The 22886-nt window shown below is 36.8% G+C and carries 24 protein-coding genes, 2 pseudogenes and 1 other annotated feature; of the genes and pseudogenes, 5 read left to right on the top strand and 21 right to left on the bottom strand.

All coding sequences use genetic code 11. From position 1 onward, the window contains the following. Positions 1-82: 82 nt before the first annotated feature. The 4 genes and pseudogenes from QFX10_RS07860 to QFX10_RS07855 all read right to left on the bottom strand — a co-directional run bounded on the left by QFX10_RS07860 (position 83) and on the right by QFX10_RS07855 (position 3322). Positions 83-1891 carry a DUF262 domain-containing protein gene (locus tag QFX10_RS07860; RefSeq protein ID WP_280605689.1) on the bottom strand — a complete coding sequence of 603 codons (1809 nt, stop codon included), beginning with the start codon at positions 1889-1891 and terminating at the stop codon, positions 83-85. 155 nt (positions 1892-2046) lie between these two features. After that, positions 2047-2175 (bottom strand): annotated as a pseudogene (locus QFX10_RS10965) (LPXTG cell wall anchor domain-containing protein); the annotation flags it as partial. A gap of 254 nt (positions 2176-2429) precedes the next feature. Continuing rightward, a complete protein-coding gene (locus QFX10_RS10990; RefSeq protein WP_367617628.1) occupies positions 2430-2573 on the bottom strand; it encodes a ZmpA/ZmpB/ZmpC family metallo-endopeptidase in 144 nt (47 codons plus the stop codon). Positions 2574-3169: 596 nt separating this feature from the next. Continuing rightward, entirely contained in the window at positions 3170-3322 is a 153-nt protein-coding gene (locus tag QFX10_RS07855) for an ACT domain-containing protein (RefSeq protein WP_280605688.1), read from the bottom strand. An 831-nt stretch (positions 3323-4153) separates the two neighbouring features. On the opposite strand from QFX10_RS07855, the gene QFX10_RS07850 reads away from it, so the two are divergent. After that, positions 4154-4285 (top strand): hypothetical protein, encoded by a 132-nt coding sequence (locus QFX10_RS07850; protein ID WP_280605687.1) that lies wholly within the window; start codon positions 4154-4156, stop codon positions 4283-4285. A gap of 824 nt (positions 4286-5109) precedes the next feature. Here the strand turns inward: QFX10_RS07850 and QFX10_RS07845 are convergent. The 3 genes from QFX10_RS07845 to QFX10_RS07835 all read right to left on the bottom strand — a co-directional run bounded on the left by QFX10_RS07845 (position 5110) and on the right by QFX10_RS07835 (position 7975). Beyond that, complete coding sequence (locus QFX10_RS07845) at positions 5110-5247, bottom strand: hypothetical protein (RefSeq protein WP_280605686.1); 138 nt, start codon at positions 5245-5247, stop codon at positions 5110-5112. Between the two features lie 138 nt (positions 5248-5385). Then, positions 5386-7128, bottom strand: a complete 1743-nt coding sequence (locus tag QFX10_RS07840) for an ABC transporter substrate-binding protein (protein ID WP_280605685.1) — start codon at positions 7126-7128, stop codon at positions 5386-5388. 298 nt (positions 7129-7426) lie between these two features. After that, positions 7427-7975, bottom strand: a complete 549-nt coding sequence (locus tag QFX10_RS07835; RefSeq protein ID WP_280605684.1) for a ClbS/DfsB family four-helix bundle protein — start codon at positions 7973-7975, stop codon at positions 7427-7429. A gap of 179 nt (positions 7976-8154) precedes the next feature. Between QFX10_RS07835 and QFX10_RS07830 the strand changes: the two genes are divergently transcribed. Together QFX10_RS07830 and QFX10_RS07825 are read left to right on the top strand one after the other, a co-directional pair. Then, positions 8155-8868 (top strand): helix-turn-helix domain-containing protein, encoded by a 714-nt coding sequence (locus tag QFX10_RS07830; RefSeq protein WP_280605683.1) that lies wholly within the window; start codon positions 8155-8157, stop codon positions 8866-8868. A gap of 29 nt (positions 8869-8897) precedes the next feature. Then, positions 8898-9716 (top strand): IS3 family transposase, encoded by an 819-nt coding sequence (locus tag QFX10_RS07825; protein WP_280605682.1) that lies wholly within the window; start codon positions 8898-8900, stop codon positions 9714-9716. A 68-nt stretch (positions 9717-9784) separates the two neighbouring features. On the opposite strand, the gene QFX10_RS07820 is transcribed toward QFX10_RS07825, so the two are convergent. The 10 genes from QFX10_RS07820 to rplU all read right to left on the bottom strand — a co-directional run bounded on the left by QFX10_RS07820 (position 9785) and on the right by rplU (position 18798). After that, on the bottom strand, positions 9785-10573 hold the full coding sequence (locus tag QFX10_RS07820) for a TraX family protein (protein ID WP_280605681.1): 789 nt from the start codon (positions 10571-10573) through the stop codon (positions 9785-9787). Between the two features lie 82 nt (positions 10574-10655). Further along, positions 10656-12641: an ABC transporter permease gene (locus tag QFX10_RS07815; protein WP_280605680.1), complete on the bottom strand. Its 1986-nt coding sequence runs from the start codon at positions 12639-12641 to the stop codon at positions 10656-10658. 12 nt (positions 12642-12653) lie between these two features. Continuing rightward, the gene (locus QFX10_RS07810) at positions 12654-13409 is read right to left on the bottom strand and encodes an ABC transporter ATP-binding protein (protein WP_280605679.1); all 756 of its coding nucleotides are present in this window, start codon (positions 13407-13409) and stop codon (positions 12654-12656) included. 114 nt (positions 13410-13523) lie between these two features. Next, on the bottom strand, positions 13524-14492 hold the full coding sequence (locus tag QFX10_RS07805) for a sensor histidine kinase (protein WP_367617627.1): 969 nt from the start codon (positions 14490-14492) through the stop codon (positions 13524-13526). Continuing rightward, entirely contained in the window at positions 14467-15174 is a 708-nt protein-coding gene (locus tag QFX10_RS07800) for a response regulator transcription factor (RefSeq protein ID WP_280605677.1), read from the bottom strand. The genes QFX10_RS07805 and QFX10_RS07800 overlap by 26 nt, the downstream gene beginning before the upstream one ends. A 192-nt stretch (positions 15175-15366) precedes the next feature. Beyond that, entirely contained in the window at positions 15367-16548 is a 1182-nt protein-coding gene (locus QFX10_RS07795) for an RNA-guided endonuclease InsQ/TnpB family protein (protein ID WP_280607258.1), read from the bottom strand. 148 nt (positions 16549-16696) lie between these two features. Beyond that, the gene (locus QFX10_RS07790; RefSeq protein WP_280605676.1) at positions 16697-17590 is read right to left on the bottom strand and encodes a magnesium transporter CorA family protein; all 894 of its coding nucleotides are present in this window, start codon (positions 17588-17590) and stop codon (positions 16697-16699) included. 244 nt (positions 17591-17834) lie between these two features. Then, positions 17835-18116 (bottom strand): 50S ribosomal protein L27, encoded by a 282-nt coding sequence (gene rpmA, locus QFX10_RS07785; RefSeq protein WP_280605675.1) that lies wholly within the window; start codon positions 18114-18116, stop codon positions 17835-17837. Positions 18117-18142: 26 nt separating this feature from the next. Beyond that, complete coding sequence (locus tag QFX10_RS07780) at positions 18143-18466, bottom strand: ribosomal-processing cysteine protease Prp (RefSeq protein ID WP_280605674.1); 324 nt, start codon at positions 18464-18466, stop codon at positions 18143-18145. A gap of 23 nt (positions 18467-18489) precedes the next feature. Then, positions 18490-18798 (bottom strand): 50S ribosomal protein L21, encoded by a 309-nt coding sequence (gene rplU, locus QFX10_RS07775; RefSeq protein ID WP_280605673.1) that lies wholly within the window; start codon positions 18796-18798, stop codon positions 18490-18492. Between the two features lie 17 nt (positions 18799-18815). Beyond that, positions 18816-18889: a sequence feature (ribosomal protein L21 leader region), on the bottom strand. 516 nt (positions 18890-19405) lie between these two features. Between rplU and QFX10_RS07770 the strand changes: the two genes are divergently transcribed. After that, a complete protein-coding gene (locus QFX10_RS07770) occupies positions 19406-19609 on the top strand; it encodes a hypothetical protein (RefSeq protein WP_280605672.1) in 204 nt (67 codons plus the stop codon). Positions 19610-19706: 97 nt separating this feature from the next. Here QFX10_RS07770 and QFX10_RS07765 read toward each other — a convergent pair whose 3' ends face one another. Genes QFX10_RS07765 through QFX10_RS07750 form a run of 4 tightly spaced genes read right to left on the bottom strand, consistent with a single transcriptional unit; the run spans position 19707 to position 20954 of the window. Then, entirely contained in the window at positions 19707-19961 is a 255-nt protein-coding gene (locus QFX10_RS07765) for a hypothetical protein (RefSeq protein WP_280605671.1), read from the bottom strand. Further along, on the bottom strand, positions 19924-20076 hold the full coding sequence (locus QFX10_RS07760; protein WP_280607257.1) for a helix-turn-helix domain-containing protein: 153 nt from the start codon (positions 20074-20076) through the stop codon (positions 19924-19926). Before QFX10_RS07760 ends, QFX10_RS07765 begins: the two co-directional genes overlap by 38 nt. A 34-nt stretch (positions 20077-20110) precedes the next feature. Then, positions 20111-20413 (bottom strand): Ada metal-binding domain-containing protein, encoded by a 303-nt coding sequence (locus QFX10_RS07755; protein ID WP_280605670.1) that lies wholly within the window; start codon positions 20411-20413, stop codon positions 20111-20113. A gap of 37 nt (positions 20414-20450) precedes the next feature. Continuing rightward, positions 20451-20954 carry a methylated-DNA--[protein]-cysteine S-methyltransferase gene (locus tag QFX10_RS07750; protein WP_280605669.1) on the bottom strand — a complete coding sequence of 168 codons (504 nt, stop codon included), beginning with the start codon at positions 20952-20954 and terminating at the stop codon, positions 20451-20453. Between the two features lie 348 nt (positions 20955-21302). Between QFX10_RS07750 and QFX10_RS07745 the strand changes: the two are divergent. Next, positions 21303-22873, top strand: a pseudogene (locus QFX10_RS07745) (IS3 family transposase). The last annotated feature ends 13 nt before the right edge of the window (positions 22874-22886 follow it).

The raw sequence follows: 22886 nt of genomic DNA, 5'->3' as shown, positions 1-22886 counted from the left end.
TACAACTACACATCTTTTCTTTCCAATATAAACATCCCAGATTTATCAAAAATCATACCGATTTTCTTTTACCTTTAAAAGCTTAACTTGGTTTTATTTCTAAAAATTTCTTTCTGGATTCGTTTGAATCTTTCATTTTGAACATCTTGATAAAATTTTGATAGTCACTTTTTCGTTCTGCTGGAATATGTGTCAACTCTTCTTTAGTCTGATTATCTACACGATTTAAACCCCAATCACTTAGTAGCGCAAAAAATTCATCTGAAATACGAATATCACGTTCGCGGATCTCATCGAGTCCCCAATCCGCATTTTCTTTAGCTAACTCACGTAAAATTTCTACTTTTGATTTTTGATAACTCTCTTTCTTTTTAGCAAAGTAATTATTGCTAGCTATGATATTAAGTTTCTTTTCAAACGGAATTTTATTCCCAATATGCTCGACAAGCTCTCTAACTTCATCATCAGAAGCCACTTGAACATAACTTGACTGCCATTTTCGCGGGAAAATATGTTCAATTTCCCATTTTTCTGGCAATAGCTCTTCTTGATGTTGATAAGCTATCATCTTAAGAATCATTCTTACTGTATTTCTATGTGCATGCTTTATTTTATCCTTTAATTCTTTCTCATCAATAGAATTAAAGTCAAATTTAGGCGTTGGAGATGTGATAATTTCTGCATTTAAATTTAATATATTCCTTTTAACTGCATTTATTGTTGGTTTAACAATATAGAGAGCGGATAAAACAGCCAGCAATCTCCGCAAAAAAGTTAAGAATTTAACTTCAAAATCTTCTCGAGAATGATACCTTAAGTAATAAATAACTACAGGATATTTCCAAAACTCATTTGGATATGAAGTAAGTCCATCTAGAACTTGTTGGATCTTAATATTTTCAGACCAAGGTTCATCTAACAAACTTCTGTTATTGATCACAGACCAAAGATTTAAAATTGTTTTTAAATTCTTCATCACATCATCAGAATAGAGGTGTTCGAAGTTATTTTTGGAATAAAATTTACGGATCCCTGGCGTCGTAGTATTCCGATCATTTTCGCTCGCCCTTAGGTAAAACATATAATAATAAAATAATCTTTGAATGCTTTCACCCACATTCGTAGCTTCTTCATCAAGACGTTGCCATTCTTCAATAAAGTCTTTCTTTTTTTGAGTATCTAAATGATTATACATCTTAGCTTTAAAAATATCGGCATCAGATAAAGCTAGACCACGATCATTAAGGGTGGAAAAAATAGTTAATGCAGTATCTTGGGAATCTGCTGTGATCGGGAGCAGAATAGCTTTATTTAAAATATTACTGATAAATCGATAGAATGATAGTGGGTCACTAGTAGCATATTCATTTATTAAATTTTGGAGTTGCACATAGTTCTTAGTATAATTACTGTTATATTTAGAATCTGCTTTCCCTGTTACAAGTATATCTGCAAATTCCTGGTTTCCATCATCTCCCATCACTCTTGATGTGATAAGAATTTTATCAAATTTCACTTCACCAGTAAGATCGTCTTGTTCCCAAATCGCTGGCTCAATTTGGCTTTTTAAATATACCGCTTGCTTTTCTGAACTATGTTCGAGCTTTGAATAAATAGCTCTGAGTAGTAAAAGTAAAGTCGTTATACGTTGCTGTCCATCGATAATTTCTTGAACTTTATCGTCATTTTCATAAGCAACGATCGTTCCGAGAAAATAAGTACTTTCATTATTATTAACAGTATATTCAACTAGGTCATCAAATAATACCTGGATCTGTTCATCCGACCAAGCATATGGTCGTTGATATTCAGGAATAATAAACTTTTTTTCCTTTCCTGTCTCAAGCAGCTGCTTAACACTCTTTTTATTAACTTCAATAGTTGTCGCCATAAACATTCACACACTTTCAAAATCAGAATCATCTTAATTATATCATGAATGCGGTTTCTTCATATAAACGATATTTCTCTAGCTACCCTGGCTCACTATAAAATCAAAATAGCCTGACCCAAAAATATCAAGGATCAGGCTATCTAAAGTTCTAATTACTTATTTGTATCACGTTCTCTTGCCTTATCTTTTCTTCTAAAAACGATAAGGCCTAATGCAGCAGACACAGTGCCCAAAGCTACCAAAACAGATCCAATAAAGGCACTTTTATCTCCAGTTTGTGGTAATTCTGTATCATTCTCCTCAGTTCGAGCACTACTTTAGTTTAATTCGTGATCACTATTAAGCTCAATCACGTACACTTGCTTTAAAATCTACTCTATGTATTGTTCAGCTAAAACTCATGTAGTGAGTTTTCCAATTTGGCATTGTCATCTGCAAAAGCCCTGAATGTATTCTTGCAGCTCTTCACGTGTCTGGAAGCGTGCCGGTCTCTTGTTTGTCATCCGTTCATCTGACTCAAACGTAAGTACTGTATTCAAAGTATAGGTTCCAGGCGTTTTAGTTCAAGGTGCTTGAAGTAAGCCCTCAGCAATAGTTCCACTCCGATAGCAGGACGACGCCCTAGTCCATCTAAATAGATCTCACCGTCAAAATTAGGTGTCATTTCGTGTGAGAAAATAGAAGCCTACCATATTCATCAATGGTCCTTGCTATATAGTAACGAACCATATCACCTGTAGCATCAGCTGAAATATCGATCTTATCAAACTTTTCACCTTCAATAATTCACGGAGGGAGTGACTAGGCATGATAACTAGGATAAGAGCAGAGGTTAAGACGGTTGTTGATCGTCTACATTATCATTGCCTTACCGACGTTAGTATTGAGCGTATCTCAATTAACACTAACAGTGGCACGGGTTTACGTGATAATAAAAAAGCTAATCACGACTTTAAAAATCGTAATTAGCTAACTAACCAAAGCTTTTAATAATCCACGTAGGGACTAAGTAGCGGCAACTACTTAGTCCTTTTTTCACTTATTCATATTACATTTTTTAGCTACTTTTAGCAAGGATTTCAGTCTTTTTTAACAATTAACTCAAAAATACTTGCATCAAAAGTGATCTATCAATAATGGGTGCACCTATGGATCCTTTTTCAATCAAAAAAGTGGATCAGAAACATCCGATCCACCTAAGTGTATACCGAAGTAGTACACCCCAATTAGCTATCGTCTATCGTAACACTCGTATCCAAAACTTTCAAACTTTACTTATACGATCTTATATCCCGCTTCTTTCAACACTTCAAGTGCACGGAAATAGTCTTTTTCTTTAGTTAAAATGTAATCTGTATTATAGGTCGAGATCGCAAAAAGTCCGATCTCATTTTCAGCTAGGATAGTTGCGATCTTTTTTAACTCCATTTTGATCCACCTTTATCTCTAAAAGTCTTACAATAGTATAACAAAATCATTTATTTTTCAAACAAACGGTTTAATAGACATATCTGGGGGGAGGAAATTAACGTCAACAGATCTAACACAAGACAAGTTTTAGAGTTCGTCGATGCATTTCTTGATACTTTAGGTGATCACTACAAGACAATTATTAAAGCGCGCTTTATTCAAAAATTAATGAAGTGGCAAATTGAAGAACTTATCAGACTAAGTAGCGCACGAACTTCTGTATATGTAACTGAAGCTTAGGCCTTGTTTGCTCAGACCACGGACATGACAACAGGCACAAAACTTACGTCTTACAAAGATAAGGAATGATCTCACTTGTTAGAATTTATCATCATTCTTGTAATCGTCACAGTGATCAATATTTATTTGAAACGTCGGCATTGATATGCTAAGTTTTACACCAGACATATCAACAATAAGTACGATTTATAGCGTTTAGGATTGCTGATACACCAGAGACTAAAGGAATTAGACAATGGACGATAAGACACCAGTAGAACAGTTACTTGACAAAGTAGCCGAAGCATTGACTAAACTATTAGACTTTACAGAGCCATTTATCATGACCGATGTGATATGGCTATCATTTTGGTTATTGCTTAAAATCTTATAGCTCTTAATAACTAATACAAAAATAACGCTATAAATTCTTGTAATTATATTGCATTTCATACACAATATAAGTAGGTCGACAGATAAGGGCTAGCTACCCTTTGACGTGACTTAGTGGAGTATTGGAACATAAAGCACGCCTATTCAACTAATCAATACACGTTAGGTGGTGAGTTTATGGAATTCAATACAGAAAGGAACAGCGTTTTGCTTTCGTTGCTCTTAGTGCTAGCGTACAAGCTGGATAAGATCATCTTAGCAAGTACCGAAGCATACAAGGCAATAAAAAAAGCTAATCGCCGTAAATAGCGACTAGCTAAGACACTGTTTCAATATCCACGTTCGGGGGCTGATAGTGGGGCTATCAGTCCCTTTATTCATATCTAAGTATATTACATTTAATAAACACTTTCAAGTAAGTGGCTAGCACTAATGGCAATGAAAACTACTAGACCACAACTTGACGTTTCTAAGCGTTGGAATAAGGAAAATAAGGCACGCAAAAATTATCTTGCTAAGAGATCCCTGGCACTCATTAGCAATCCTATAAATTTTCAGCATAAACATTATGATACCTCTCAGGGATGCACTAAAAAAACGCCCTAGCTTATCGATACAACGTCGAAAGAGATTAAAATGTTTATCGAAAAAGCATTAATCAAGCACAAAATCTCAAAAAAGATCTTAAGATCAATCAGTAACTAGAATATATCATTCTCTAGTAAAAATAAAAAAATTTTAGCGCCCGTAGACGATCTAAAGCGTGGCTAACCTTATTTGATTGACTTCACAGTATATCAAATACAGGTAAAATAAAAAATCCTTGGATATTTCCAAAATTTGATATTATGCACTATTTTAAACTGCCTAACTTTTGCTTTTTCGGGTCTCTCTTAGGTATCTTTTAAGGCGTTTTTTGGTTACTTATTCTTGCTGATCTGCTAAAAGCGCTTATTTACAAGCCTTACATTATACAGGAACAAATGTACCCACTAAATCATTTATTTTTCAAACAAACGGTTTAATAGGCATATCTGGGAAAGCTACAGCCCCTATTACCTCTAGATCAAAAAGACCGACCGCCGTAAATAGCGCTCAGCCTCAGCCAAAATATTTTAATGTCTTAAAATGAATTACTTTTGTTTTCCACTGTAACCGTGATAACTAGTAGCTAATGCCACAAAAATACAGAACCAGACGACCTTGTTTTCGGTAAAAAAGACCGGCAAAAGTGTCAAAAAGATACAAGCCCAGCTAAGTTTTTCTTTCATCTGTCTTATCTTCCTTTCATAAAAAAGATGCTATTTACTCATAAACTACTAAATATATAATAACAAAACATATCGATCACTCGAAGCTCATTTTTCAATAAATTAAACGACCCGATACTAGTATCAGGTCGTTAGTGTCTATTTTGTCAAAGCCACGCTATCCCATAGAGAATAACTATCGGCGACTCCAAGTGACATGCCTTTGACATTTTTAGCGACAGTCACTGTTTGCGTTGTAAATGATCCTGGTACGATAAAGGCTTCCTCGTTCATATAGGCTTGCCATTTATAGAACTGTTCTAAGCGATATTTTTCAGAAAAAGCTTTTTTTGAACTAAGTGAAGCGATCAACTCTGTGTTTTCTTTCGTGACAAAATGCCCCACATTATATGGTGACGAAGCCGTATAGATGCTAGCAACACTTGTCGGCTCTGAAGCAGTGCTCCAAGCGGCAAACCACATGTCAAAATCGGTGGCATTTCCTGCTGTCAATTTTTCGATCATTGCATTGAATTCTTGGAAACGCCCATTGAATAATTTAACTTTGACGCCGATCTTTTTCCATTGTTGGATATAATTTGTGATCGATGCTTCTACATTTTTATTCGACTTACTTGCTAGTAAAGTCAAAGTCAGTTTTTTGCCGTCTGGACGTACACGATAACCGTCTTTTTGCCGTTTATAGCCAGCTTTGTCTAAAAGTTCATTGGCTTTTTTCAGATCAAATTTATAGCCTTTTTCTTTCTTATTGTTCCATTTTCCAAAAGCAACTGGCACAACAGTATTGGCTCTTTTTGAAAGTCCATAGCCAAACTTTTGGTCGACTTGATCGATATTCATCGCGTAAGCCATCGCTTGGCGCAAAACTTTGTCATTCGCAATAGCGTCTTTATCCATCACACTTACACCATCTTGCCCGAGTTTTCCGACCCGGAAACCTAGATATGTATAGTAAAGCTGTTTCTTACCAAGTTGAACAAAGCTCTTATCTTCTTTGACTTTAGTATAAATTCCTGGGTTTTGGTTGAGTAAGATTTCATATTTACCTGATCTAGTAGCGGTAGCAGCTTGCGCAGTTGCAACTGTTTCTACGCTGATCTTATCAAGTTGAGGCTTTTTCCCGTAATAGTAACGATTTGGGACCCATTGTAACGCTTCGCCGTCAACAACTTTACTTAAGGTATATGGTCCGTAAAATAAAGGTTTTTTCCGAATTTTATCACTTTTAGCGAGATCTTTAAATGCCACATCTTTTAAGTAATGATATGGTTCAGCATATTCCCAAATATAACCTGAGCCAGAGACTGTCATCGCTGGGACCATCTTTTTAAAATGGATCACTAAATGACGCTCATCTTTGATCTCCAGACCTGAAACAGTCTCAGCTTTCCCAGTGTGATATTCTTCTAGACCTTCGATATTCGCCAACCCATCTGTATACCGTTCTGAACCACTATCTTTATTAGCAATGATCTCATAGGCATAGACGAGATCGCGGGCTACGACAGGTTGCCCGTCAGACCACCTTGCTTTTTTTGAGATCTCGATCTCAGCTAGTTTTTTATCTTTATCAAAGGAAATATCAGAGATCCCACCTTTGACAAAGTTATAGTTATTATCGATCTTGAACAAGCCGATCGAGCCAAACACCGCAACATCTGCGGTAGCACCATCATTCATCAATTCTGGCGCAAAGATGCCTTTGAAAGCTCCTTCGTTGACATAACCGACATGCAAGGTCCCACCTTTTTTAGCAGGTTTGGGATTTGCATATTCAACTTTGAGTGTATCTGCCTGGACTTCACTCAAAATGTTCCCCCAAAAAACAGCGCTAGCCAACGAAAATGATAATAGATATTTAATTAACTTATTTTTCCCCATGGTATTCTCCTTTTTACGATTTATTAAATAAGTAATTTATTTAATTATTAAAATTTACCATTATAATAATTAACATTACTTTCGACGTATTATAATCTATTTTTATAATACTTGCAATGATTATCGTAAAAATTATTACTGACCCCACCCCTAAATATTATATACACAGACTTTACAAACGCCTTTATAATTTACATACAACTCATATATTTTTAATTATAAAGTAAAATAATTTACTCAAAAGACACACTAAAAACCGCGCACGATCCTTTAAAAACACCGCGCGCGGTTTCTAGTGTCATAACGCTTCCTTTACCTTACACTTATGCTGATGAGCTCTCAATTTTTTTATAGCCCAATCATAATGACTTGCAGTTGAACTTATGAAATAAGCCCCTAGCGTACTGCCTGCTGTCCACTTATAAACACCTTTAGTAAACAATTCCTTATCTGAAAATCCTTCGATCAGCGCTAAAACATCATTGTGCGAGCGCTGAAGCATTTCGGTCGCCTCTTCAAGCGACGCCTTTTGGTACTTTTTCCAAAATTCGACATTTAAAGCACCATATGACTTCCAATTGTATTGAGCCGGCAAAAACGCTCTAGACTCCCCCTTTCGATTGGTATGTACCCAATTTAAAAGCAACTGTTGCCCTTCATAAAGATGGATCAAAACATCTCTTAAGTTTTTATCTCTTTGCCAGTGAGCTTCTTTTTTCTTATCTTCTGAAAAATCAAATTCTGTCTGCAATTCTTTTTCAGTCATCTTTGAGATGAGCAAATTTAACTTCTCATAGTTTTGCTTAGTAGCAAACAATAGATCACTCTTTGTCGTCGGTCTTGGCATAAGATCACTTTCTTTCGATCTAACATCATCTTACTTTAAGCGTAATCTTCTTTGACAAATAGTTCAAATACTATGATCTACTCCAAAAAAGACCATCTCTTTGCCGACACAAGGTTATAATGCCCTCTAAGTATACAGATGAAATAGAAATTTCATCTTATATTTGGAGGGTATTTTATATGTCTAGGAAATCAAAATACAGTGCAGAACAAAAATTAGCTATACTAAATGAACTAAATCGTTCTAGTATCAGTGAGGTAGCTAAAAAGTATGCGGTGGGCAAGAAAACTATTAGAACTTGGGGGTATCTATATAAATATCAGGGCATTGATGGCTTACGATCTACTCACAATAATCATAGATATTCAAAGGAATTTAAAGTATTTTTGGTCCAACAGTATCAAAAATCAGATGAGTCGCTTGAAATATTCGCAATCAAGCATGGGCTAAAGTCCAAAACACAACTGCTAGATTGGATTATGCAGTATAATGAATCAAAACTAAAGGCTTATACGCCAAGAAAGCGAGATTCAATTATGCTAGGAAGAAAAACTACTTTTGAAGAACGATTATCGATAATCGAAGAGTTGATCAAGCACGATGTCAATTACAACTGGGCCGTAGAAAAATATAACGTTAGTTATCAACAAGTTTATGGGTGGTATCAAAAGTATCGTAAAAGTGGCAATGATCCACAATCACTTCGTGATCGTCGAGGCAAAGCCAAGACACAAAAAGAGTGGACAGAAATTGATCAGCTAAAGGCTGAGAATCGATTATTAAAGGCCCAACTTCTCCGTAAAGAAATGGAGGAAGCATACGCAAAAAAAGTGATGGAAATACGCGATCGGGAGGCGAACGATTCTTCAAACAACAAGCCATCAAAGAACTAAATAAAGAATATGGTTGGTCAATCGTTAGCTTGTGTCAAATCGCTGGTATTACTAGAGACGCCTATTACAAATGGGTTCGCAGAAAGCCAAGCAAGCACGAAAATGAACAAGCAGAATTACTTAGTTCAATTCTAGAATTGGAAGAAAAACATAAGTGGACTTTGGGTTATTTAGGTATGACGACACAACTGGCTTTTGAAAATAAACTGAATTTTAAAGTAGGGTTAAAGCGAGTAACCAACTGTATGCGAAAACATGGAATTAGAGCAAATATCCGTAAAAAGAAACATAATCGAGTTAAACGCCATGAGGAGTATATAAATGATAACCTACTCGACGGACAATTTGATCGCCAAAGACCAAATGAAGTTTGGGTAACTGATACTACAGAAGTTCTGTATGGAGTAGATAAGTTAAAGAAGGCTCGAGTGCATATAGTTCTGGATCTGTATGGTCGTTATGCATTGAGTTACAATATTTCCGTTACAGAAACTGCAATTTCGGCAATTGAAGTATTTAGACGAGCATTTAAAATAGAACCTGATGCACATCCGATGATCCATACGGATCGCGGAGCAGCATACCGTTCTATTGATTTTAACGACTATTTAGCCAGTCGAAACTGTATTCATAGTATGTCTCACCCAGGACATCCTTGGGAAAACTCACCGATGGAACGTTGGTGGAATGACTTTAAACTAATTTGGTTAGCAAAACGCGCTCGACCTAAGACGTTGGAAGAATTAGAGGAATCAGTAAAAGAATCTATTGAATATTTCAACACGCAACGTGCATATACATCAAAAAACGGCTTGACCGCAGAAAAATTCCGCGTTCAAACCGCATAAACTATTTTTCTATTTAAACTGTATACTTGACGGGCCCTAGTGCCCAAAGAAATGGTCTTTTGCTTTTGCTAAATAAACGCTTTGGCTAAATAGATCAACCAGAGATGGATCGGATAGAAGTAGTAGAAAAAGTACTTCTCAGCTTTTGTCCCTTCCCCACCCCGTTGTCCGTTATAAAGCCAGATCAGCGGTACGACTGCGATCATCATAAATTCACTGTCAAACGTCAAATATTCATAAAGTGAACTCGAGCCTGTCATCCCACTTTGATAATTTAAGATCGCTTTTCCTAATAAAAAGAGGCACCATACAGTAACTGCGATGAGCATTGGCTTTTTCTGATGGTATTTTCTGCCTAAAAAAAAGATCAAGGCCAGTGGGTATAAATAGATACCACCTTCAAACATCAACATCAAAAGTGAGCTGCTGATAAAACCTAGTACAGAAAGCCCCACTCTTTTCTTTTGTAAAATATTATCTAACGACCACATGACAAGCAGTTGCATCGCAAGGGTCAAGAAGATATTATGTGGCCCTAAAAAGAGAAAATAATCCGGTGTATGCGTAATTGGATCAATGTATGCTTTAGTCAGCAAGTTATAGACGATGTTCCCCACGCCTGTGATCAGCGCCCCTAACAATAAACGTTCTAAGTAAAGGCGTTTATTGCGTGTGTGAAAATACCCTTCAACTAAGAGAAAAACAAAAGCTGGCGCGACAAACCGCCCTAAAAAGCTCACCCACGCAGGCCAGTGTAACGCTTCCCCTAAATAAATGTTCAAATGATCTTCTAACATAAAGATCATCGCTAACAGTTTGATCTGATACCCTGTTAATCCTTTTTTTAAAAAATCCATCTCTTTTCCTTTCCCTTAGATAAAAATCAAAGATAGTCATAGTGATCGACTATGGCTATCTTCAAGTCGTTATTTTACCATATCAGCGTTCGATCAGTCGATAGTAAACCCGAGCTGTCAGTTGGTAAACTAAGTAGTAGATCAGCGTAAAGATCGCGATCACGATCAAAGTCACGATCAAATATAAATGCCAGTTGTTCAAACCAAATAAGATGAGCATCTTTTTGATCAATGGAAAAGCAAAACCAACGTGCATGATCGCAACCGCTAGTGGGAAGATGAAGACCATCATGATCTGGCTATGGATCACGCGTTTGACTTCAGTTCGATCCATGCCGACTTTTTGTAAGATCACAAAGCGATCATGATCATCCATCCCCTCAGAAACTTGTTTGTAGTAGATGATCATCGCAGTCGCAAGTAAAAAGGCTGTCCCTAAAATGATCCCGATGAAAAAGAAGCCTCCATCAAAGATCTTTAAACTTTGGCGGTAACTATCTTTAAACTCAACACCGTAACCACTATTGTCTTTAGCAAGTGCACGACTCAGACCACGGATAAAGGCTAAACGTTTAGCTTTGTCAGTGCTACCTTTGATATCAAAGTTCAAATAGTAACGCGGTGTCCTATAATTTTCCATATCTTTTGTCGTGTACCATTTGTTGACTAATGCATCGTAGACACTTTGATCGCGGACAACTACTAAGTAGGCTGGAGTGACACCGTTGCCTAAATTTCCCAGCTCATCAGCTCGAGGCAAGTTCTTGACGATATTTAGTTTTTCGCCCCCAAGCTCAAGTGTCTTGCCACTGAATTTATCATTGTTATAGACTAAGATATCTGAAGCTTTCTCTAACCGATAACTACTTCCAGTCACTTGATTAAAATCAATAAGATCCATTAACACGACATTGACTGCGCGATCGGCATCGTTAGGAGAAAAACTCCCGCGGATGCCCGGCTTTAATTTGCCCTGACCTTCACGTAAGAAAAGAAGACCTTCACTTGCTTTGAGCTGTTGCACATTTGTCACTGTCATGCCTTGCTTTTTTGCGTAAGCTTTAGCATCTTGTTTGAGCTTATCTGTTTTTTCCACCGCTGTGATCATCACGTCACGCGGAAAGTTTTGCTCGATCCGGTCTTGTTCGCCAAAATACAAGCTTGCAGTCGTTCCGATCGTCACTAAGACCATCGTCGACAAAATACAAATACTTGCTAGACCAACAGCATTTTGTTTCATACGATAGATCATCCCTGAAAGCGGGATAAAGTGTTTGTTATTGTAGTAGTAACGTTCATTTTTACGCAATAATTTCAAAATCACGATACTTCCGGCCGTAAATAAGAAATATGTCCCGACGATCACAAGTAAAACAGCCCAGAAAAATTTGATGACAGCTGAGACTGGAGACTCGATCGTCAAAGCTAAGTAGTAACCCCAACCTAAAGCTCCAAAACCAAGTAGAGCTACGAACCATTTGGCTTTAGGTTCGCGTTCACCTTCTTTAGCAGCTTGTAAAAATTTGATCGGATCACTGCGTAAAATACTTACTAAACTCAATAGATAAATAAAAACAAACAGTAAAAAGATGATCCCTAAAACTAAGAAAAGCGTTTGTGGTTGGATCACAAATTTGAATTCCGTCCCGATAGCAAGAAGTTTTTTCAAACAAAGATACGCTATCCGTGAAAAAACGATCCCACTTAAGATCCCTAAAACAGCGGTGATCAAAAAACTAAAGAACATCTCGACTAAAGTCAGGCGCGCAAGTTCTCTTTTACCAAGACCTAAAATATTATAGAGTCCCAGTTCTTTTTTACGTTGCTTGTCTAAGATCGAACTCGTATAGATCGAAAAGATCACCGAGAAAATGATGATCACGACTGCTCCAAATCCAAATAATTGCTGTAAAGCTTCGGCCCCATGCATCTTTGTCAACCCTTGATCATTTGCTAAGATCAACATCAAGGTGTTCAACGCCCCTAAAAAGGTCATCGACAGTAAAAATGGCATGAAGGCTTGCCGGTTCTTTTTGATATTTTGCGTGGCTAATTTAACATAAAACATCTTCTCACCCCCTTAGCGTGGTAGTAGCGACGTCATCGTAGCTGTGATCTTTTCTAAGAAAGCTTGCTTGGAGAGTTCACCGCGATAAAGTTGGTGATAGACGATCCCATCTTTGATGAATAAAACGCGTTTTGCTCGACTAGCAGCCAAAGAACTATGGGTCACCATCAAGATCGTTTGCCCGTTTTGGTTGATCGCTTCAAACGTATCGAGCAGTTGATCAGAAGTCTTAGAATCAAGTGCGCCTGTTGGTTCATCGGCTAACAAAAGATCTGGTTCAGTGATCAGCGCCCGCGCCACCGCGACCCGTTGGCGTTGACCGCCTGAAAGTTCATACGGATATTTTTCTAATAAATTATCGATCAAAAGCTCAGTTGCGAGCTTTTGAACTTTAGCTTTCATCTGTTTGATATCTTTTTTAGATAACACGAGTGGTAATAAAATATTATCTTTGACTGAGAGCGTATCTAACAAGTTGAAATCTTGAAAGACAAAACCTAAATGCTCACGCCGAAAAGCAGCAGCTTGTTTGTCTTTGATCTGTGTTAGATCGTCACCGTTCAAGTAAATATGCCCTGAAGTTGGTTTATCTAACGTTGCGATCATATTTAGCAAAGTACTTTTACCTGAACCAGATTCACCCATGATCGCAGTATATTCACCTTGCTTTACTTCTAATTGGATATCTTTCAAAGCTTCGACTTGCACGCCTTTGAAACGACTTTGATAAACTTTACGTGCGTGTTCAACTTTTAATAATTCTTCCATGTTTATGACCCCTTTTCTATCTCATCTCTTGATATATTAAGCATACCAAGGTAAACGCCTAACGACCACTTACAAAAAGCTCGTTAACCTTACGATTTTGTAAGTTTAACGAGCTTAGTCAAAGTTTTGTTTTTTGGGAAAACGTAATGTGACTGTCGTTCCTTGACCAACAGTCGAAGTCAAAGCGATCGTACAGCCAAGTTTTTTAGCAACTTGTTTGGATAAATAAAGGCCTAAGCCACTGGCACGTTGATCTTTCCGTCCATTATAGCCGGTATAGCCTTTTTCAAAGACACGCGGGAGTTCTTCGGCTCTGATCCCGATCCCAGTATCGCTCAGTTGTAATTCATTTTCTGTAAGTGTCACGGTGATCGTCCCATGTTCCGTATATTTGAGCGCATTAAAGATGATCTGCTCCAAAATAAAGACGAGCCATTTTTTATCGGTATTGACCCACGGATCATCGCCTTTAAAAACTAATGAGATATCTTTTTCAGAAAAGAAGAGCGCATATTTTTTCAAAACGGAGCGCGTCAAGTGTGCTAACGAGACTTTTTCAAAGACTAGATCGCTCTTGTCCAGATTTTGTCGTAAATAGTTGAGCATGAGCTGTAGATACTCATTGATCTTGAATAGCTCTGCCCGCATCTTTGGATCACGTCCGTTTGCCTGGATCAATAGGTCTAGCGCGGCAACTGGCGTTTTGACTTGATGAAGCCAGATCCCAAAATCATCTAACATCGCTTGTTTTTGCAAGCGATCTTGTTCATTTTCGGTGATCAGTTGTTGTTCTAAGTTACGCGCGATCATTTGATAAAGTTGTTCTCGTTGATCTTGGCTCTTGGGGAGAAGTTCACTCGAAAAATTATCTCTCAATAAATTTAGTTGGCGGAGCTTTTTTTGCCAATGAAACCATTTGATACAAGAGGCGAGCAAGATCACAAAAGCGCTAAAAAGTAATGTATCCCAAAAGATGATCTGCGGTTGATCATAAAGATACAACACTAAAACTTCGATCAAAAGCAAGGCTCCCCAGATCAAATAAAGACTTTTATGATCATAAAGGAAGTTGATCAGACCCACTTTCTTCAAGGATGTACCCCTTTCCCTTGACTGTTTTGATGAGTTCAGCCAAGCCTAGTTGTGCTAATTTTTTTCGGATCCGTGTCAAATTGACAGCTAACGTATTATTGTCGATAAAACTATCATCTTGCCATAGCGCTTCAACGATCTGACTTTTAGGAACGAGCTGGCCTTTAGCTTTGACTAAAACTAAAAAGATCTTAGCTTCAGTTGGCGTTAATTCGACTGCTCCTTGTTGATTAGTCAACGTATTTTTTTCAAGGTCAAATTGCGTTTTAGCAAAGGTATAGTTATTTTCATTGATCTCATTCGTATATTCATAACTGCGGCGCAAAAGCGCTTGAACTTTAGCATTCAAGAGTTCCAACTCAAATGGTTTGACGATAAAATCGTCGGCACCTAGATTCATCGCCATGATCTGATTCATCTGATCAGAAGCCGAAGAGATAAAGATCAACGGCACGTTTGAGTGCTTTCGGATCTCTTGACACCAGTGAAAACCATTGAAATATGGAAGCGAGATATCCATTAAAACTAACTGCGGAGCTAAGGCTAAACATTGTTCACTGACATTTTGAAAATCAGTCACACAAACACACTCGAGTCCCCATGAAGTTAATTTGTCACTGATGACTTGTGCGATCGTTTGGTCGTCTTCTACAATAAAAACGGTCTGTTTCATTTGATCCTGCTATATAAATATAAACAAATATGATCATATGTAGCAAATGATCATATTTGAGAAAGAAATATAGCTTTTCCTTTCCTAATTTATTTACTACCGTCAACGCTAGTATTCCCATATCCTAACAAGAGGGTAATGACATTGACTAGCTCTGATAGCCTAAGGGTGTAGCCCACCCCGTTATCTTTTTTAATTTAATAAAGCTAAAAGATTAGCTACTGCATTTTCATCTCGATCCATGATCGCACCACATTCATAACAAATATATTCATCATGCTTAGTTCTATGCTTTTGATTACCATTAAGACCAACTTTATCTTCACCAGTCTTAATGAAGCCACACTTAGAACAACGTTGGGTGCTCGGATAGTATTTATCAGCTAAAACTACTTTTTTATCATACCATTCAACCTTATAAGTCAATACTTGTCTAAAGTAGCCGAATAATGAACGTTGGAGTCCTTTAGAAGCAACATGTGTCATCTGCATTTTCTTTACTTCTAGATCTTCGATCACTATCTGGTCGTAATTAATGACTAATTCTGTGGTAAATTTTTGGATAATGTCATGCTGGATATTGGCTATTTTACGATGATCACGTTGTAACTTGGCTCTCGTCTTAACGTAATTATTTGTTTTAGTAGCTTTTTTACCATTCACAACACGTTTTCTAGCTAATTTTCTTCGATAATACTTGATACGTTTATAGAGTCGTTTCAAATTATCGGGCAAGGTGTTTACCTTACCATTTGTATAGTTTAGATGTCCAACGTTGACGTCAACCGCGGTGTTCGAGTGGGCTTTATCTTTCTTTTTTATCTCGACCTCAAAAGGCAAACTCGCCCAATATTTACCATTTTCACAGTAAATTGAAACAACTTTTAATTCACCCTCTAAGTTCTTAGCACCTTTGAATCTAATATCATACCAACTTTTGATCCCTAGAGGTTTATCTAGACGTAATTTCCCATTGATGATCTTAGCCCTATCAGTTTTAAAACCTTGTCTAGGAGCTTTCTTAGACTTAAATTTTGGTTTGCCCCAATTAGACATAGATTTATTAAAAAAGTTTTTCCAAGCTTTACCTAGATCAGAGATCGCTAATTGTAAACAACGAGCAGATAAGTGATATTGCCAATCTTCTTTATTAGCTACTAATTCATCACGGACCTTGCGTTCACTTGGATACAACTTCTTATCATTTAGAATTAGCGAAGTTTCATACATATCATTCCACAAAGCTAAACCTTGATTCCAACAATATCTCCGATAATTACATAAATCATCGAGAATTTTTCTCATAGTTTGATTTGGATAAAGTTTTATTTTCTGAACCTGTATCAAGCTCTTCACTACCTTCCAAAGAATCATCATTCACTATCTTACCTGAACAACAATAAAATACAGGAACAATACTTACTAAATATTATAGACCTTACATAGTCTTTCAAACCATCCGTAACCAAAACGGATAAGTTATATCGTATTTGATTATATCTTAATACACTTTCGACAATAGCTAAATACTCCTTAAGATCGTAAATAGTAATCCAAGTGACAAGATCAAGCTGATGAGCAAAATAAAGATCCAGCCAAATGGACTATCTTTGAACGGTAATAAGACATTCATCCCAAAAAAACCAGTCACGATCGTCGGGACAGTCAGTAAAAGCGACCAGATCGTCAAAAGGCGCATCGTCTCATTTAAATTATTATTCAACAGATTATTATACGTTGCTGCGACTTCGTCTAAGATCTGATCGGCGACCCGCGCCATCGCTACAACTTGGTCGGCTTCGATCTGAGCGTCTTCTAAACGTTCTTTTTCAGATTCAGTCAGATCTTTATAAAAGCCAAGCTTACTCAGTTGGTTCAATAAAAGATCATTTTGATCGATCGCAGTTACGATATAAACTAGCCCGATCCCCAGATCAGAAAGCTCGAGTAAGTTATGCTTGGTAGCTTTACTCTTTAATTTTGTCGTTAAATACGCCCGTTTTTTATTGACATCTTTGATGATCGGAAAATAAGCGTGCACACATAGATACAAAGTTTTAAACACGAGACTGAGTTTACTTAGTTCAGGTTCGTTACTGAGTAAACCAGAGATAAAATCATTGATATAGTCGGTATAGTCGGTCGTAAAACTATAGACTGCGTCCTTTGTGACGATAAAAGCGATCGGGCTAGCTTCGTATAAAGTATCGTCTTTTTTGGGGACGTTAAAGACGAGCAGTAAAGTGCCCGACTCAGCATCATACTCAACGTGTGCATTTTCATCTTCATCGATCGCATAAGCCAAGATCTCAGGATCAAGCCCGTCGGCCCGTAAACTTGCGATCGTTGGCAAGTCGTTTTTCCGGATCTGATACCACTTACTCTTACCTTGTTCAAAAACTTTTGTTTCTTTCATTATACTTCAAACTTTCTATGTAAAATAACACTCACGCGTTGTTCTTAATTTTTTTATTATAACACATCTTTTTTAGTACCTTGCTGAGCTAAGCCTTAAGCACTCACACGAAACTTACGAATGCATACGCAACTCATCGTAATCAAATTGTAGTCAAAAAGCATTGAGGAAATTTCTAAAGAAAAAACAAAAAACGCCCTATCCCTTGCTAGACAAGAGATAGGACGTTTTCTAAGTCAACTGATTATTCAGCAACTGGGTAAACAGAAACTTGCTTTTTATCGCGACCTTTGCGTTCAAATTTAACAACGCCAGCCACTTTAGCAAATAATGTGTTGTCGCCACCCATACCAACGTTAACACCTGGGTAAATACGTGTACCACGTTGACGGTATAAGATAGCACCACCGTTAACTGTTTGACCGTCAGCGCTCTTTGCGCCTAAACGCTTAGAACGTGAGTCACGACCGTTAGAAGTGGAACCACCACCCTTTTTATGAGCAAAGAATTGTAAGTTCATTAACATAGTTCGTGCACCTCCTTGAATCAGAATTATTTATCTACAGTTATATATTCTTGATAACTCTGCGCCACATCTGTCAGCCCGAGCTTAAAGCTCTCTAAGAGAAGTTGCGCTTTCGGATCTTGCTGGTCTTTCTTAGCTAAAGTCAACTTTAAGTAGCCACCTTCAGCTTCGTTTGAGACTAGATCAAGTTTCATTTGTAAAAGCTTTTCTAAACTATTGATCGTATTGATCGCTAGTACCGAAACAGCCGCACAAACGATATCCTGTCCATACGCGCCGGAGTCAGCATGCCCAGATATTTCAAAGCCGGTGATCATCCCGTCACGTTGAGTAATATGTGCATGTATCATCTAAACGCCTACTTTCGCATTAATTATGCGTTGATAGCATCGATAACGACCTTTGTGTAAGGTTGACGATGACCTTGTTTTGTATGTTGATGTTTCTTAGGTTTGTACTTGAAAGTAACAACTTTCTTAGCACGACCTTGCTTTTCAACAGTACCTTCAACAGTTGCACCTTCAACGAAAGGTGTACCGATCACTGTGTTTTCACCACCGACTAAAACAACTTTGTCGAAAGTTACTTTTTCACCTGCTTCAGCAGCCAACTTTTCAACGTAGATAGCTTGACCAGCTTCTACTTTAAGTTGCTTACCGCCTGTTTGAATGATTGCGTACATTAATGTGCACCTCCTTGTAGTTTACTTAGACTCGCCGTAATGTAGTGGCTCATCGAGCACTTAAACTTAAAACGTGCGGTTGCAGTTGTGGCATGCACAAATACAACGACAATATAATATCAAACTTTAAGACTTGCGTCAACTATTTTTTGTTTTTAGTATCGACCAATAGTTGGGCGAATCTCACCTTATTATTTTGAACCAAGCTGTCATATCGCAATTAAAAGTCATATACTACTAGTCTGTTATTTACAAGAGGTTTCTTAGCAATTTCTATAAATTCTAGAACTCATTTCAGCTAGCTATTATAACACGTCTCAGGGATGCACTGAAAAACGCCCTACCAGATAGATAGCACGCTGAAAGAAATTGAAATGTTTATCGAAAAAGTATTAATCAAGCACAAAATCTCAAAAATAATCTTAAGATCAACTAAGTGACTAAAGTATATCAGCTGCAGACAAAATATAAAAGCCTTGGATATTTCCAAAGCTTGATCTTGTACACTATTTTAAAAATAAATGGTATACTTTAGTTGTAAGCGGTTAATAAAAAGCTATAAAAAGATATCTTTGGGTAGTAAAAGAACGAGAACGGAGGGATCCACATGAAAGATAAGCTCATTTTCACAAGCATTGCCGGGATCGTAGCAGGTAGTATCCAATATTTATACAGCTTATTTATTGCCACTAACATTAGTTCAGACGCCTTGCGACTTTTCGTAAATATCGTGCTACTAGTTGGAGCGATTTATCTTGCATATTTCGCATATCTGAAACTTTTTAGACGCAAGAGCGATGAGATCAGTTGATTTGTCATTTTAATTTAAAAGTTGAGCGTGAACTTAGTAAAGTTTGCACTCAACTTTTTTTGGATATTCAAAAAAAGCTGAGTACCACAAATAGTGCTCAGCTTGACTCAGTAATTATTTTTTCTGGTATTAGAAAATTTTTCTTCACTTCTCTTTTATTACCTAAGTATAATTTAGCAAACTCGTCTATTAAACCGTGAAATTCTTTTGCCTCATGATGAGTAAAATTACTTGATAATTCAATTTTATTAGCTGGGCTCTCGTATCTAGGGTATTCTTGTTGGATCAACCAGCCAAATAAATTTATATTTACTCTATTCATTTTTTGTTCTATACTGCTTTGGCGACTCACCAAAATAATCTCTAAATTTTTTTATAAAGTATGAAACATTAGGGAAACCAACACTATTAGCAATTAGCTCAACCGTTTTATTTGAATTGAGCAGTTTATCTTTCGCATACTCCATCCGGATTTCCAACAAGCGCTGCTGTGGTGTCATCTTAGTTATTTTTTAAGACATGTCTTAAGTGTGATTGGGATCCGTGTACCGTATATGATAGTTCTTCTACCCATATATTATCATCTACAACAACATCATTGGGCCGACATCTTTTACATGGACGATAGCCATAATTTTCTGGTTCTTTCAGATCGTAATAAATTTCAATGTTTTCTTTTTTAAGTATGCGTGAACTACATGAGGGTCGGCAATAAATTTTAGTCGTTTTTACTGCATAACGAAAAGTATCATCGTATGTTGCATCATTTTCAATAATTGCTTTCCATTCTTCATCTGTTACCATAGACACTTTCCTTTCTAAATTTGAAATTTTTTGCTTACTATAGATCAATACCTTCTAATGTCAACAATTCTATCTTTTTCTCTATTCCCCCAGCATAACCAGTTAAGGAACCGTCGCTACCGACTACTCTATGACAAGGTATTAAAATAGCTATCGGATTATGTCCTACGGCACCACCTACTGCTCGCGCAAAAAATTTCTTCCCCGCTTCTTTGTCAGCTAACATATTAGCAATTTCTTTATACGTAATTGTTTTTCCATAAGGTATTTCGCTCAGTATCTCAAATACTTTTTTCTGAAACGCTGTCCCTTCAGGCTTTAAAAGAGCTTTATCGATCTTTGGTTTTTTCCCTAAAAAATAGTCATCTAACCAATTCCAAACTTGGCGTATCACCTTATTTTCCTTTTTAGCAATTGTTGCTAGATCATACTTTGAACCATAATATTTTTGATTTTTGAACCAAACACCTTTCACCGAATTTTCATCAGCTACTATTTCAATTTTTCCCAACGGTGATGCATATTCATTTTTGATCAACATTTTTTCTTCCTCCAATAGAACGCACACCAGATGAATATCCATTTCATTAGATCCATAACTAAGATTTAAAATCGCCAGCCATGAAAAAATACTTGGTGCTACTATCCTGAATATATCCTCTCTTCAATAATTACAAATCTTTTTGATATATTCATTTTAACAATTTTCTTCCAGCAAAAATAACACGATCTGGCTTTTTAACTTTTCAGTTATCTCCTACTCCCACACGAAATTTTTATGGATTGCAGGAATATATGTAAAAAAACACTCCCTCATTTTTTGATATGATTCCCCTAGAGTGGACACGGAAATAATAAAGATTCTGTGATCACTCTAGGGGGATTTTTTATGTCTAGAAGAACTACTAAACATACACTTGAAGAAAGATACCAGGCAGTCTCCGAGTATCTTAGTGGACAATATAGTAAGTACTTTATCTGCCGGAAATATACCATTTCTAAAAATACATTTGATAATTGGATCAGAAAATACAAAGCTGGCGGTTTAGATGGCTTAAAAGAGTCTAGAACCTGGAAAGAATATTCAGTTGAATTAAAAACAACTGCGGTTCTAGAATATTTAGAAAATGGACGTTCACCAAAGAAAATTTGTGATAAATACAATATTTCGAGTGTTTCGGTTTTACGTAAATGGATCAACTTGTATACTAATGGAAAAGGCTTTAAAGCTACCATTGGAGGTCGTAATAGAATGAAACATGGACGTAAAACTACTTTTAAGGAACGGCTCGAAATAGTTCAGTATACACTTGCTAATAATAAGAATTATCACAAAGCGATCGATAAATATAATGTTTCTTATTCCCAAGTCTATAATTGGGTCAAAAAGTTTGAAGTAGATGGCGAAAAGGCATTATACGATAATCGTGGTAAAACAGTTAAAGATCGTGATTATAAGACTCTTTCTGAAACTGAGCGTCTCAAGCTTGAGATCCTACGTTTGAAAGAACGTAATAAATATCTAGAAGCAGAAAATATCGTTTTAAAAAAATTGGACGAACTCGAAAGGAGGAGATAAGCTTTATACCTAAAAATCTGCGTTTTAAAGCTATTCAGGAAGTTCTTAAAGAGTTTCCACAAATTGAACTCTGGATCCTTTGTGCGATCTTAAATGTATCGCGCTCAGGGTATTATCGTTATTTAACTGCTCCAAAATCACAATGTACTTTGGAAAATGAATGGTTAAGTGAGATCATAAAAAAAGAATTTCATGCTTTAAATGGAATTTACGGTTCTAGAAGAATGACTCTTCTTATCAATCGAAAGTATCAAAAACAATATAACTTCAAACGTATTCGTCGCTTAATGAGAGTCCTTGGTTTATATTCAGTAATTCGTCGCAAACGCCGAGGTTGTACTCGTTCAGAACATTTAAACTACGAAGAAAATACTTTAGGTCGTGATTTTTCCGCTACTAGACCTAATCAAAAGTGGGTGACTGATGTCACTTATTTAGAATATGGCTTAGGACAAAAAGCTTATTTAAGTGCGATCAAAGATCTATACGATGGATCTATCATAAGTTTTGAAATTAGTAAAAGAAATGATAATCGGCTTGTCATGAAGACTTTAGAAAAAGCATTCACGCATTTAAATGAAGCTAATCTACTTCTTCACAGTGATCGTGGATTTCAATATACTTCAAAGGAATATCTTCGGTTGACCTCAAGGCATGGTGTTACAAGAAGTATGTCTCGAGTGGGGAAATGTATCGATAACGCACCAATGGAAAGTTTTTGGAGTCATTTCAAGACAGAATGTTATTATTGGCTAAAATGTGAAACATATGGAGAACTTGTAGAAATGATCGAAAACTATATCAAGTTCTACAATACCCAACGTTACCAAATAAAACTAAACAGCCTGACTCCAGAAGAATACCGGAATCAGGCTGCCTAGAATTTTAATTATT

It is taken from the genome of Ligilactobacillus faecis (assembly GCF_029889745.1).
Lineage (GTDB): Bacteria > Bacillota > Bacilli > Lactobacillales > Lactobacillaceae > Ligilactobacillus > Ligilactobacillus faecis.
This window is presented reverse-complemented; position numbering and strand designations above follow the sequence as displayed.